This is a genomic window from Escherichia sp. Lx600-2 (assembly GCF_036662595.1).
GTDB lineage: Bacteria > Pseudomonadota > Gammaproteobacteria > Enterobacterales > Enterobacteriaceae > Escherichia > Escherichia coli.
In genome coordinates this window covers 1-12,142 of the sequence record NZ_JAYQWM010000093.1, presented here as the reverse complement: position 1 = coordinate 12,142, position 12,142 = coordinate 1, and the positions used below count along the sequence as shown (strand labels likewise).

Sequence of the window (12,142 nt, the reverse complement as noted above, 5' to 3'; positions counted from 1 at the left end):
TGGCTCATGATGTCCCTCTGGGATGCGCTCCGGATGAATATGATGATCTCATATCAGGAACTTGTTCGCACCTTCCTAAAGCAAAGGTTAATGCGGGACCGACTTTCAATATTGCAAAGTGATCGCGGACTAATTCCCAATAAGCCGTCCGGGTCTGGTAATCGGTAGAATGTGCTTCATAAACCATTCGGGTGTTTTCTATCCATTGCGCCAGCGGCTGCGCTTCCTGCGACTGATAATGGATAATATTGCTGTGATCAAATTCCACGCCCGGCTGCACCACGATGGCAATCACGCGTGTTAACGCCTCTGTCAGCCCACGGGCAATAAAGGCCTTTTGATGCGTACGTAAAGTATTGGCGGCATCTTCAACATGGGTGATGTGTACTGACTGAATGGCGCTGGCCTCACCGCCCGGAACCGGAACTTCGGTGCCAATGACATAGCTCAGTTGCTCACGCTGGCAATCTGTCGCCACACTTTCCGCAGCAAAGCAAAGCACAGCAGCTCGTTCCGCAACTGTTTCTGGTGCTAACGGTATGGGATCCCCCGCGCAGGACATTGACGCATCAAGATGAATTTTACTGAAGCCGGCACGAACATATTCCTTTACCAGCTCGACGGATTTTTCCATCGCCGCATCCGCATTTTCTTGCTGCCAGCAGTTTGGCCCCAGATGATCGCCGCCGAGAATAATGCGTTCGCGTGCAAACCCAACTTTATCGGCAATCGTAAAAACAAATTCGCGAAAGTCTGCCGGTGTCATTCCGGTATAACCGCCAAATTGATTGACCTGGTTTGACGTTGCTTCAATCAGCACTTTGCGCGTGCTGTTGCGATCAAATGCCAGCGCCGCTTCGATAACCAACGGATGGGCAGAACAGACTGAACATATGCCGATATGTTCACCAGCTTTATGCCGGGCAATTAACGTTTTCATGTTTTTTCCTTGTTAAATGGCAGGGGCGTTATGCCCTGCCCTCGCAGCCACAATCGGCAATCACTTTGCTCACCACATCGCGCATTGCGGATTTAGCCGACTGCAAATAATCCCGGGGATCGGTCGCTTCAGGGTGCTCGGTCAGGTAATTTTTTAACGCCTGCGAGAAGGCATTTTTCAGCTCCGTTGCAACGTTGATTTTGCATATCCCCAGTTTGATGGTTTGCTGAATATCCTTAGTCGATAACCCTGACGCGCCATGCAGCACCAGCGGTAAGTTCACCCACTGGCGAATGTTCTCCAGTCGAGAAAAATCAAGCGCCGGTGCGCTGGCATACATCCCATGAGCCGTGCCGATGGCGACCGCCAGGGAATCAATTCCGGTTGCCTCGGCAAATTCACGCGCCTGAGCGGGGTTGGTATAAAAAGCATCGGCTTCATTGACTTGCACATCATCTTCCTGGCCGCCAAGTTGCCCCAGCTCCGCTTCGACGCTGACGTCAAAGCGATGGCAAAAATCCACCACCTCTTTGACCCGTGAAATATTTTGCGCAAAAGGCAAATGCGAGGCGTCAATCATGACTGAGCGCACGCCAGAACGAACCTTCTGAGCGATATCGTCAAATTTCGTGTGATGGTCGAGATGAATTGCCAGTGGATGGTGATATTGCTTCGCCATCGCGCTGACCAGCGCCAACAGATTTTCTGTACCAGCATGAGTAAATGTGCCAGGCGTTCCGGCGATGATGACCGGCGCATGCAGGTTGGCAGCGGTTTCTACCACCACTTGCATCGTTTCGAGATTGTGAATATTGAATGCCGGAACCGCATAACCGCCGCGCTGTGCGTTGTTCAGCATCTGCTTTGTCGATACCACGTACATTTTCATATCCTGTCGTTTGTCTTCGATTTCAAAATATAATGAAATTATTTGTTTTTAAATGTCGAGATAACGATCACAAAACGACAATATGAAAATTGTTCGAGGAGTGAAAGGCAAAAAAACGGCCTCCCGATAGGGAAGCCGTAGCAAAGTGCGCGTGTTTTTATGCCGGATGCAGCGTAAACGCCTTATCCGTCCTACGGGGTGGTGTTGTTCGTATAAGGCGTATCAGGCGATAGTAATTTTGCTATCGAGATAAACGTCCTGCACGGCGTTAATCAGTTTCACGCCGTCAGCCATCGATTTCTTGAACGCCTTACGTCCAAGAATCAGCCCCATTCCGCCAGCGCGTTTGTTGATAACCGCAGTACGCACTGCATCGCTGAGGTCAGTTTCACCGCCCGCAGCACCGCCGGAGTTTATCAACCCAGCCCGGCCCATATAGCAGTTAGCTAACTGATAACGCACCAGATCAATCGGGTTTTCGCTGGTCAATTTGCTGTAAACACGATCGTCGGTGTAACCGTAATTAATCGCTTTATAGCCGCCGTTATTTTCCGCCATTTTTTGTTTGACGATATCTGCACCTATGGTTGCCGCCAGATGGTTTGCCTGACCGGTCAGGTCGGCGGAAACATGGTAATCAACGCCATCTTTCTTAAAGGCGGAGTTACGCAAATAGGCCCACAGCACGGTCACCATGCCCAGCTCGTGCGCACGTTCAAAAGCCGCAGAAATTTCTTCAATCTGGCGACGTGACTCTTCCGAGCCAAAATAGATAGTCGCACCAACCGCCACCGCGCCCATGTTGAAAGCCTGCTCCACGCTGGCATACAGCGTTTGATCGTAGGTATTCGGGTAACTTAGCGTCTCGTTGTGATTAAGTTTGACGAGAAATGGAATGCGATGCGCATAGCGCCGCGATACCGACGCCAACACGCCGTAAGTTGATGCCACACAGTTACAGCCCGCTTCGATCGCCAGTTCAACAATGTTTTTCGGGTCAAAGTAGAGCGGGTTAGCAGCAAATGAAGCTCCGGCAGAGTGCTCAACGCCCTGGTCAACCGGCAGAATAGAAAGATATCCTGTGCCAGCCAGACGCCCGGTGTTGTACAACGTCTGCATATTACGTAACACCGCTGGCGGGCGATTATTGTCAATCATTACGCGGTCTACGTAGTCATGTCCGGGGAGATAAAGCTGGTCAGAAGGAATTGTCATACAACGGTGCTGTAAAAGGTTGTCGGCGTCTTTGCCAAGCAACTGCGCAATATCTGTCATTACTATGCTCCCGTAAATTCCGATTGGATATCGGCTATGGATTGTCCTGGCCCGCCTTTTGCGGGCAATCATAATCCTGGTCGTTACGGGCGAGTTTTTCCATCTTTTGGATGTTTTTTCAGCGTTTTCTGTTGGCTCGATTCATCAGAAAAAATGTTAGCGCGGTCAAGTTTTCACCGTAAAGGTATTTAAAAGGTATTATTAAGTAGTATTGTCATCGCGTACCTTACATTACCTGTCATGAAGGAATTAAAAGATGAAAACAACAGCAAAGCTGTCGTTCATGATGTTTGTTGAATGGTTTATCTGGGGCGCGTGGTTTGTGCCATTGTGGTTGTGGTTAAGTAAAAGCGGTTTTAGTGCCGGAGAAATTGGCTGGTCGTATGCCTGTACCGCCATTGCGGCGATCCTGTCGCCAATTCTGGTTGGCTCCATCACTGACCGCTTTTTCTCGGCGCAAAAAGTGCTGGCGGTATTGATGTTCGCAGGCGCGCTGCTGATGTATTTCGCTGCGCAACAGACCACTTTTGCCGGGTTCTTTCCGTTACTGCTGGCTTACTCTCTAACCTATATGCCGACCATTGCGCTGACTAACAGCATCGCTTTTGCCAACGTGCCGGATGTGGAGCGTGATTTCCCGCGCATTCGTGTGATGGGCACTATCGGCTGGATTGCCTCCGGTCTGGCATGTGGTTTCTTGCCGCAAATACTGGGGTATGCCGATATCTCACCGACTAACATCCCGCTGCTGATTACCGCCGGAAGTTCTGCTCTGCTCGGTGTGTTTGCGTTTTTCCTGCCCGACACGCCACCAAAAAGCACCGGCAAAATGGATATTAAAGTCATGCTCGGCCTGGATGCGCTGATCCTACTGCGCGATAAAAACTTCCTCGTCTTTTTCTTCTGTTCATTCCTGTTTGCGATGCCACTGGCGTTCTATTACATCTTTGCCAACGGTTATCTGACCGAAGTCGGCATGAAAAATGCCACCGGCTGGATGACGCTCGGCCAGTTCTCTGAAATATTCTTTATGCTGGCATTACCGTTTTTCACTAAACGCTTTGGTATCAAAAAGGTATTATTGCTTGGTCTGGTCACCGCTGCGATCCGCTATGGCTTCTTTATTTACGGTAGTGCGGATGAATATTTCACCTACGCGTTACTGTTCCTCGGTATTTTGCTTCACGGCGTAAGTTACGATTTTTACTACGTTACCGCTTACATCTATGTCGATAAAAAAGCCCCCGTGCATATGCGTACCGCCGCGCAGGGGCTGATCACGCTCTGCTGCCAGGGCTTCGGCAGTTTGCTCGGCTATCGTCTTGGCGGTGTGATGATGGAAAAGATGTTCGCTTATCAGGAACCGGTAAACGGACTGACTTTCAACTGGTCCGGGATGTGGACTTTTGGCGCGGTGATGATTGCCATTATCGCCGTGCTGTTCATGATTTTTTTCCGCGAATCCGACAACGAAATTACGGCTATCAAGGTCGATGATCGCGATATTGCGTTGACACAAGGGGAAGTTAAATGAAAACAGAACGTATTCTCGGTGCTCTTTATGGGCAGGCGTTAGGGGATGCGATGGGGATGCCCTCCGAGCTTTGGCCACGCAGCCGCGTTAAAGCACACTTTGGCTGGATTGACCGTTTTCTGCCTGGACCAAAGGAGAATAACGCGGCCTGTTATTTTAACCGCGCCGAATTCACCGACGATACCTCGATGGCGCTGTGTCTGGCGGATGCGTTGCTGGAACGTAAAGGCAAGATCGATCCGGATCTGATTGGGCGTAATATCCTCGACTGGGCGCTGCGTTTCGACGCCTTCAACAAAAACGTGCTAGGTCCGACCTCGAAGATTGCGCTTAACGCCATTCGCGACGGTAAACCCGTTGCTGAACTGGAAAACAACGGCGTAACCAACGGCGCAGCGATGCGCGTCTCGCCATTAGGTTGTTTGCTTCCGGCGCGCGATGTTGATTCCTTTATTGATGATGTGGCGCTGGCGTCGAGCCCGACCCATAAATCCGATCTGGCAGTTGCAGGTGCGGTAGTCATCGCATGGGCGATTTCTCGTGCTATTGACGGAGAAAGCTGGTCAGCGATTGTTGATTCACTGCCTTCAATTGCGCGACATGCCCAGCAAAAACGCACCACCACGTTCAGCGCCTCACTGGCGGCGCGGCTGGAGATTGCGCTGAAAATTGTGCGCAATGCCGACGGCACCGAATCCGCCAGCGAACAGCTTTACCAGGTCGTTGGCGCAGGTACCAGCACTATTGAGTCCGTTCCGTGCGCCATTGCGCTGGTTGAACTGGCACAAACCGACCCGAACCGTTGCGCCGTCCTCTGCGCTAACCTTGGCGGCGATACAGACACCATCGGTGCTATGGCGACGGCAATCTGCGGCGCGTTGCATGGCATTAACGCTATCGATCCTGCGTTAAAGGCGGAGCTGGATGCGGTAAATCAGCTTGATTTCAACCGCTATGCCACAGCGCTGGCGAAATATCGTCAACAACGGGAGGCGGTATGAGCGGCGCTCGATTACACACGCTGCTGCCTGAATTAACCACGCGTCAGTCGGTGATGGTCGTCGGCGCGGCGGTCATTGACGTGATCGCCGACGCTTATGCCCTCCCCTGGCGTGGGTGCGATATCGAACTGAAACAGCAGAGCGTTAACGTTGGCGGCTGCGCACTGAATATTGCCGTGGCGTTAAAGCGCCTCGGCATCGAAGCGGGTAATGCCTTGCCGCTCGGTCAGGGGGTATGGGCGGAGATTATTCGCAACCGGATGGCGAAAGAGGGGTTAATCAGCCTGATCGATAACGCCGAAGGCGATAACGGCTGGTGTCTGGCGCTGGTTGAGCCGGATGGCGAACGTACTTTTATGTCATTCAGCGGTGTGGAAAATCAGTGGAATCGCCAGTGGCTGGCGCGATTAACCGTTGCGCCTGGCAGCCTGCTCTATTTTTCCGGTTATCAACTGGCCTCGCCCTGCGGCGAATTGTTAGTGGAATGGCTGGAAGAGCTGCAAGACGTGACGCCGTTTATCGATTTTGGCCCACGTATTGGCGATATCCCGGATGCATTACTGGCGCGGATCATGGCCTGTCGCCCTTTAGTGTCGCTCAATCGTCAAGAGGCTGAGATTGCCGCCGAACGTTTTGCTTTATCCGCAGAGATAACAACACTTGGCAAGCAATGGCAGGAGAAATTTGCCGCGCCGTTGATCGTTCGTCTCGATAAAGAGGGTGCATGGTATTTCAGCAACGATGCTTCTGGCTGCATTCCGGCATTTCCAACGCAAGTTGTCGACACCATTGGGGCGGGCGACAGTCATGCAGGTGGCGTACTTGCCGGGCTGGCCTCTGGTCTGCCACTGGCGGATGCCGTATTACTGGGCAATGCAGTGGCGTCGTGGGTTGTCGGGCATCGGGGCGGTGATTGTGCGCCAACGCGCGAGGAACTACTCCTCGCACACAAAAACGTATAGATCGCTGCGACAGTGGCTAATGCTGTACTCAATAGGCCGTTGCTGTTGGTCAAGCGCCACTTGCTTGATCACCAGCACCGGTATTTTGCTATCTAACTGAATATGTGACTGAAACTCGGCATCCGGCATCCGGGCGCTAACGCGGGAACGCGTACGTTGTGGGTAAATGTGCTGGCTGCGGAAATAGTCATAAAGTGAAATCCCGATGGCATCAACATCATGAATTAAATGCGCCGGAACCCACGATTCCTCAATCGATACCGCTTCTTCATCGACATAGCGAATACGCTTAAGCAAAAAGACATCACTTCCTGCTTCGACCGCCAGCTGCTGCGCGACTTCTTCGGGACATTTCACGACACGCTTGTTAACCCATAGCGTATCGGGCTTTTTCCCGCGCAATACCACCTGCTGAGAAAAACCTCGCGCTTCTTTCAACGAGTATTCGAAGATGTTGTTGATCTGCGTGCCGTAACCGCGCGAACGCGTCACCACGCCCTCTTCTTCCAGCGCCTGCATCGCCTTGCGCACCGTAATGCGCGAAACGCCGGTTAACTGACTTAAATCACGCTCACCGGGCAAAATATTGCCATGCTCCAGCACCCCGCTGCGCACGGCATTTTTTACCGTTTCGGCAAACTTAATATAAAGCGGCGTGTTATCCGCCGCTAAAATACGTTCGTTCAGTTGGGCAATCAGCTGGGTATGCGCTTCTTCCATTTGTCTTTTTCCTGCCAGGGAGTCTGGTGGGAGTATATCACTGCTTCTTATTTAAGGCGTTTCTTTAATCCCATCAACGAATCCCTGCAACTCCTCCACCGTGCCATTAAACACATTAAAATCCACCGGACCATTGATGCCATCTACCTGTCCACGGTCGGAATGCTGCCAGAAGCGCCAGGCCATTCCGTCATTGTCCGGACGACGTTGATAATAGTGAGCCACCCACCACGGATATTCATTAAAATAGCCCGCCAGATTCGTGTGATAAAAAACGGCTCCTGAGTAAATAATCGGCTTTTTTCCCGTGCGTTTTTCTACCATTTTTAGCCACTGACTTACCCGCTTGCGTAATTCTTTTGCCGATAATTTTCCCCGTTCTTCTACGTCCAGCACGGCAGGGAAATCGCCTTGTGAGAAATCTACCGTTTGCAGAAATAATCGCGCCTGAACCGGTGCTGCTACCGACGGGGAAAAATAATGATACGCCCCGCGCAGCAGGCCATTTTCGCGGCTTAGTTGCCAGTTACGCGAAAAATACGGGTCCACCAGCTTTTCGCCTTCCGTCGCCTTAATAAAAGCAAACTGTAAGCGGATACCGTTGTCGCGCATTTTTGCCACCCGCTGCCAGTCGATCCGCTCCTGCCAGCGAGAAACATCTATTCCGTGAATGGTGTAACTGGCAGGAATGCGAATAGCGAAAGATTTAACCGGGCGATAACCGTAGAAATGGATGTAGTCTGTAATCTGAACTGCTGTCGAATAGAAAAAATTCACCGTCTGACGCGGATAAATTGCAACGATGGAAATTAGCCCAAGAGCGCATAATAGAGAGGTGAGTTTTTTTCGACTGGTAATTCTTAGCTGCATTGGTTTCATCCCTGAATGTCAGTGCCAAAGGCTGACAATAACCAAAGCAGCTATAGTACGGTGCTCACCACCAGGCGTGGAAGTGGTGAACCGGACCAATACCGTGACCAACTTCCAGCGTGTCGGCCTGGGCTAATGCTGATGAAAGCCAGCTTTTTGCCTCCTGTACGGTGTCAGCCCAGTTTGTATGGCGCGGGCGTAGTGCAGCCAACGCCGCAGAGAGCGTACAACCAGTGCCGTGGGTGTTTTTGGTCATAATGCGCGGTGCGGTAAACCGTTGTTCACCCTCGCGGGTAAACAGCCAGTCCGGGCTTTGCTCATCATCCAGATGACCACCTTTCATTAGCACTGCGCCACAGCCCATCGCCAACAGCGATCGCCCTTGTTCCAGCATTTCCTGTTCGGTGCGCGCGTGTGGCGCGTCGAGCAAGGCGGCAGCTTCGGGCAAGTTTGGCGTTATTAATGAAACCTGTGGCAATAATCGACTGCGCAGCGTAGCAACCGCCGAAGGTGAAAGCAGCGGGTCGCCGCTTTTTGCCAGCATAACGGTGTCGAGTACCACGTTTTGGATCTGATAACGTTGCAACCGTTCTGCCACCGCTTCAACAATATCGGTTTCCGCCAACATACCGATTTTAGTGGTGTCGATTCGCACATCGCTGAACACCGAATCGAGCTGGGCGGCGACAAAATCAGGCTCAATGCGATACACTGACTGTACGCCACGGGTATTTTGCGCCACCAGTGCAGTAATAACTGAGCAACCATAAGCGCCAAGTGCCGAGAAGGTTTTAAGATCGGCCTGAATCCCCGCACCACCACTCGGATCAGTACCGGCAATCGTCAGAGCGTTAATTCGTTTCATGCCTGCACCTCCTGCGTCAATTGCCAGAGCGCATCAAGGAAATGTGGAACAAAACTGCCTGGCCCCTCGCTTCTGGCGACTGCGCGTTCTCCGGCTTGTTTCATCCAGTGACAGGCAGATGCGACATTTTCCAGCGTATCGCCTGGTAACGCACAGCAGGCAGCGACAACCGCCGATAATGCACAGCCAGTTCCTACCACTTTGGTCATTAACGGATCGCCACCGTGAATACCAATGATACGATGTCCATCGGTAACATAATCCATCTCGCCAGTGACCACGACGATTGCGCCAGTTTCCCGTGCCAGTGTTTGTGCAGCGGGTATCGCGTTAGCTGCGGCGTCAGTGGTATCCACTCCCCGTCCACCATTAGCAATGCCAGCTAATGCCATGATTTCCGAAGCATTACCACGTATCGCTGCCGGTTTAAAAGATAAAAGTTCATGACAAAAATGGCGGCGATAATCGAGCGCACCAACCGCTACTGGATCAAGCGTCCAGGGTGTTTGAGAGCTTTTTGCTTGCTCAACGGCAGCACGCATCGCCTGAGCGCGTGGCTGCGTCAGTGTGCCAACGTTAATCAACAAGGCACTGGCGATAGCCGCAAACTGACTGGCCTCTTCGGTTTCGATAACCATCGCTGGCGATGCACCGAGCGCCAGCAAGGTATTGGCGGTAAAGGTTTGCACCACATCATTGGTCATGCAGTGCACAAGAGGGGAATGTTGGTGAAAAAGGTGTAACGCGTGCGCAGATTGCGCTGAACCCAGCAGGTCGACTTGCATAGTTTGCTCCTGCCATAACGTGAAGAAGCAATGACCTGGTGGTCCGTGACTTCCCTACGCTGGCATTATCCAGATCAGGTGATACGGGTATTTCTCAGCCTTCACGCAGAAGGGCACCCCGAGTCGTTTGGTTGCGATGATAAATCGCAGAGGAGGATGGTAATGTCCAGCGCACGCGTTGTAAACGAGGAAAAACGGCAGTTTTACAATCGCGTTAATAAATTATTTGATATATGAATCCAGCACCTTCAGAACGACATCCAGATCTTCTTCACGTTTTAGCTCATCCCCCTGGTGAACGATGTGTTCCGTCAGATGACCTTTAATCACTTCCCGCATCAGACCGTTTACCGCGCCACGGATAGCAGCAATCTGTTGTAAAACTGCAGCGCATTCGTGCGGCTCGTCGAGCATTTTCTTGAGCGCCACGACCTGGCCCTGAATCTTACTGGCACGCGCTTTCAGTTTCTGTTTATCACGGATTGTATGAGACATGGCAACACCTGGTTAACAAGAATATGAAAAATCATAGCACTATTAATCTACTGGGGGGTAGTATCAGGTACTGGGGGGGAGTAGAATCAGATTGCCGAATTAATACTAAGAATTATTATCATGACCGAATTTACAACTCTTCTTCAGCAAGGAAACGCCTGGTTCTTCATCCCCAGCGCCATCTTACTTGGTGCGCTTCATGGCCTGGAACCAGGGCACTCAAAAACGATGATGGCGGCGTTTATCATCGCCATCAAAGGCACCATTAAACAAGCGGTGATGCTCGGACTGGCAGCAACTATTTCGCATACCGCAGTGGTCTGGTTAATTGCCTTTGGCGGGATGGTGATCAGCAAGCGCTTTACTGCTCAATCAGCAGAACCGTGGCTCCAGCTGATTTCCGCAGTGATCATTATTAGCACCGCGTTCTGGATGTTCTGGCGTACCTGGCGCGGCGAACGCAACTGGCTGGAGAATATGCACGGGCATGATTATGAGCATCATCATCACGATCACGAACATCACCACGACCATGGACATCATCACCATCACGAACATGGCGAGTATCAGGATGCCCATGCACGAGCCCATGCCAATGACATTAAACGACGCTTTGATGGTAGAGAGGTCACCAACTGGCAAATTTTGTTATTTGGCTTAACCGGTGGCCTTATCCCCTGCCCGGCAGCAATTACCGTGCTGTTGATATGCATTCAGTTGAAAGCCCTGACACTGGGCGCAACACTGGTCGTCAGTTTCAGCATTGGCCTGGCGTTAACGCCTGTCACCGTAGGCGTTGGCGCAGCAATCAGCGTTCAGCAGGTCGCAAAACGCTGGAGCGGATTTAACACTCTCGCTAAACGCGCCCCCTATTTTTCCAGTCTGTTGATTGGCTTAGTCGGTGTGTATATGGGCGTACATGGCTTCATGGGCATAATGCGATAACTCAATCCTTTAGGCTTGCATGTTATCTTCAGCCCAGGATGATTCTTAAATCAGCTATTTCCGCTGACTCTCTGCTCGCTAAGGATGCTTTTAGGGCATCCTTTCATTTACACTTTTTACGAAATCATGGGATCACTAACAAAATATCGCTTGTCAGTTATATTGTATGGCAGGAAAGATATGCGACTGATATTACAGATCCCCAAAGTGGAGAGTTTATGACCATTAAAAATAAGATGTTGCTGGGTGCGCTTTTGCTGGTTACCAGTGCCGCCTGGGCCGCACCAGCCACCGCGGGTTCGACCAATACCTCGGGAATTTCTAAGTATGAGTTAAGCAGTTTCATTGCTGACTTTAAGCATTTCAAACCAGGCGATACCGTCCCAGAGATGTACCGCACCGATGAGTACAACATTAAGCAGTGGCAGTTACGTAACCTGCCCGCGCCTGATGCCGGGACGCACTGGACCTATATGGGTGGCGCGTACGTGTTGATCAGCGACACCGACGGTAAAATCATTAAAGCCTACGACGGTGAGATTTTTTATCATCGCTAAAAAAAGCCCCCTCATCATGAGGGGGAAATGCAGACACCTTGTTATTTTTTATTATTAGCCACTTGCTCGTCTTGCTTGTTATTAGTCGTATTTCACGTTGATTAATGCGGTTGCCTCCAGTGCGCCAGATTTAATTTTATTTGTATCGTAGACGTAGTAACTGGCTGTTATCGGAATTGAAACCGTTGTATCTGTAAGTTTTGACTTTGCCGCAATTTCTTTTAAATTTGGGTAATGACTCCAACTTATTGATAGTGTTTTATGTTCAGATAATGCCCGATGACTTTGTCATGCAGCTCCACCG

General features: G+C 51.1%; 13 protein-coding genes, 2 pseudogenes and 1 riboswitch. Of the genes and pseudogenes, 5 read left to right on the top strand and 10 right to left on the bottom strand.

All coding sequences use genetic code 11. The annotated features are described in order from the left end of the window. Window positions 1–76: 76 nt before the first annotated feature. From gatZ to fbaB, 3 genes and pseudogenes are all read right to left on the bottom strand, one after another. Window positions 77–940 (bottom strand): annotated as a pseudogene (gene gatZ / locus OQV04_RS20860) (tagatose-bisphosphate aldolase subunit GatZ); the annotation flags it as partial. A gap of 28 nt (window positions 941–968) precedes the next feature. Next, window positions 969–1,823, bottom strand: a complete 855-nt coding sequence (gene gatY / locus OQV04_RS20855; RefSeq protein WP_000289788.1) for a tagatose-bisphosphate aldolase subunit GatY — start codon at window positions 1,821–1,823, stop codon at window positions 969–971. 228 nt (window positions 1,824–2,051) lie between these two features. Next, on the bottom strand, window positions 2,052–3,104 hold the full coding sequence (gene fbaB, locus OQV04_RS20850) for a class I fructose-bisphosphate aldolase (RefSeq protein WP_000129551.1): 1,053 nt from the start codon (window positions 3,102–3,104) through the stop codon (window positions 2,052–2,054). A gap of 256 nt (window positions 3,105–3,360) precedes the next feature. Between fbaB and OQV04_RS20845 the strand changes: the two genes are divergently transcribed. The 3 genes from OQV04_RS20845 to OQV04_RS20835 are packed head-to-tail and all read left to right on the top strand — an operon-like array spanning window position 3,361 to window position 6,601. After that, window positions 3,361–4,638, top strand: coding sequence for a nucleoside permease (locus tag OQV04_RS20845; RefSeq protein ID WP_000858484.1), 1,278 nt, complete (start codon window positions 3,361–3,363; stop codon window positions 4,636–4,638). After that, window positions 4,635–5,639, top strand: a complete 1,005-nt coding sequence (locus tag OQV04_RS20840) for an ADP-ribosylglycohydrolase family protein (RefSeq protein WP_000846245.1) — start codon at window positions 4,635–4,637, stop codon at window positions 5,637–5,639. Before OQV04_RS20845 ends, OQV04_RS20840 begins: the two co-directional genes overlap by 4 nt. Continuing rightward, window positions 5,636–6,601, top strand: coding sequence for a carbohydrate kinase family protein (locus OQV04_RS20835; protein ID WP_000011997.1), 966 nt, complete (start codon window positions 5,636–5,638; stop codon window positions 6,599–6,601). Before OQV04_RS20840 ends, OQV04_RS20835 begins: the two co-directional genes overlap by 4 nt. Here OQV04_RS20835 and OQV04_RS20830 read toward each other — a convergent pair. The 5 genes from OQV04_RS20830 to rcnR all read right to left on the bottom strand — a co-directional run bounded on the left by OQV04_RS20830 (window position 6,575) and on the right by rcnR (window position 10,336). Next, the gene (locus OQV04_RS20830; RefSeq protein WP_032281193.1) at window positions 6,575–7,321 is read right to left on the bottom strand and encodes a GntR family transcriptional regulator; all 747 of its coding nucleotides are present in this window, start codon (window positions 7,319–7,321) and stop codon (window positions 6,575–6,577) included. The genes OQV04_RS20835 and OQV04_RS20830 overlap by 27 nt on opposite strands. 51 nt (window positions 7,322–7,372) lie before the next feature. After that, window positions 7,373–8,191, bottom strand: coding sequence for a glycoside hydrolase family 25 protein (locus tag OQV04_RS20825; protein WP_001307284.1), 819 nt, complete (start codon window positions 8,189–8,191; stop codon window positions 7,373–7,375). A gap of 64 nt (window positions 8,192–8,255) precedes the next feature. Beyond that, window positions 8,256–9,056: a bifunctional hydroxymethylpyrimidine kinase/phosphomethylpyrimidine kinase gene (thiD, locus tag OQV04_RS20820; RefSeq protein ID WP_000822274.1), complete on the bottom strand. Its 801-nt coding sequence runs from the start codon at window positions 9,054–9,056 to the stop codon at window positions 8,256–8,258. Beyond that, window positions 9,053–9,841 carry a hydroxyethylthiazole kinase gene (gene thiM / locus OQV04_RS20815; protein ID WP_001195564.1) on the bottom strand — a complete coding sequence of 263 codons (789 nt, stop codon included), beginning with the start codon at window positions 9,839–9,841 and terminating at the stop codon, window positions 9,053–9,055. Before thiM ends, thiD begins: the two co-directional genes overlap by 4 nt. A gap of 34 nt (window positions 9,842–9,875) precedes the next feature. Further along, window positions 9,876–9,972, bottom strand: a riboswitch (TPP riboswitch). Between the two features lie 91 nt (window positions 9,973–10,063). Next, window positions 10,064–10,336 carry a Ni(II)/Co(II)-binding transcriptional repressor RcnR gene (rcnR, locus tag OQV04_RS20810; RefSeq protein WP_000019944.1) on the bottom strand — a complete coding sequence of 91 codons (273 nt, stop codon included), beginning with the start codon at window positions 10,334–10,336 and terminating at the stop codon, window positions 10,064–10,066. 120 nt (window positions 10,337–10,456) lie between these two features. Here rcnR and rcnA point away from each other — a divergent pair, with 120 nt between their 5' ends. Together rcnA and rcnB are read left to right on the top strand one after the other, a co-directional pair. Then, the gene (gene rcnA / locus OQV04_RS20805; RefSeq protein ID WP_032281195.1) at window positions 10,457–11,281 is read left to right on the top strand and encodes a nickel/cobalt efflux protein RcnA; all 825 of its coding nucleotides are present in this window, start codon (window positions 10,457–10,459) and stop codon (window positions 11,279–11,281) included. 218 nt (window positions 11,282–11,499) lie between these two features. Beyond that, window positions 11,500–11,838 carry a Ni(II)/Co(II) efflux transporter accessory subunit RcnB gene (gene rcnB, locus OQV04_RS20800; protein WP_000153067.1) on the top strand — a complete coding sequence of 113 codons (339 nt, stop codon included), beginning with the start codon at window positions 11,500–11,502 and terminating at the stop codon, window positions 11,836–11,838. Between the two features lie 81 nt (window positions 11,839–11,919). Here the strand turns inward: rcnB and OQV04_RS20795 are convergent. Beyond that, window positions 11,920–12,072, bottom strand: a pseudogene (locus OQV04_RS20795) (fimbrial protein); the annotation flags it as partial. Between the two features lie 11 nt (window positions 12,073–12,083). After that, a complete protein-coding gene (locus OQV04_RS25230) occupies window positions 12,084–12,140 on the bottom strand; it encodes an IS1 family transposase (RefSeq protein WP_003032489.1) in 57 nt (18 codons plus the stop codon). Window positions 12,141–12,142 lie beyond the last annotated feature (2 nt).

Coding starts and splice junctions, on each gene's coding strand:
- gatY (WP_000289788.1), bottom strand. CDS start 1,823: ATGTACGTGGTATCGACAAAGCAGATGCTGAACAACGCACAGCGCGGC.
- OQV04_RS20825 (WP_001307284.1), bottom strand. CDS start 8,191: ATGCAGCTAAGAATTACCAGTCGAAAAAAACTCACCTCTCTATTATGC.
- OQV04_RS20845 (WP_000858484.1), top strand. CDS start 3,361: ATGAAAACAACAGCAAAGCTGTCGTTCATGATGTTTGTTGAATGGTTT.
- rcnB (WP_000153067.1), top strand. CDS start 11,500: ATGACCATTAAAAATAAGATGTTGCTGGGTGCGCTTTTGCTGGTTACC.
- rcnA (WP_032281195.1), top strand. CDS start 10,457: ATGACCGAATTTACAACTCTTCTTCAGCAAGGAAACGCCTGGTTCTTC.
- thiD (WP_000822274.1), bottom strand. CDS start 9,056: ATGAAACGAATTAACGCTCTGACGATTGCCGGTACTGATCCGAGTGGT.
- fbaB (WP_000129551.1), bottom strand. CDS start 3,104: ATGACAGATATTGCGCAGTTGCTTGGCAAAGACGCCGACAACCTTTTA.
- thiM (WP_001195564.1), bottom strand. CDS start 9,841: ATGCAAGTCGACCTGCTGGGTTCAGCGCAATCTGCGCACGCGTTACAC.
- OQV04_RS20840 (WP_000846245.1), top strand. CDS start 4,635: ATGAAAACAGAACGTATTCTCGGTGCTCTTTATGGGCAGGCGTTAGGG.
- OQV04_RS20835 (WP_000011997.1), top strand. CDS start 5,636: ATGAGCGGCGCTCGATTACACACGCTGCTGCCTGAATTAACCACGCGT.
- rcnR (WP_000019944.1), bottom strand. CDS start 10,336: ATGTCTCATACAATCCGTGATAAACAGAAACTGAAAGCGCGTGCCAGT.
- OQV04_RS20830 (WP_032281193.1), bottom strand. CDS start 7,321: ATGGAAGAAGCGCATACCCAGCTGATTGCCCAACTGAACGAACGTATT.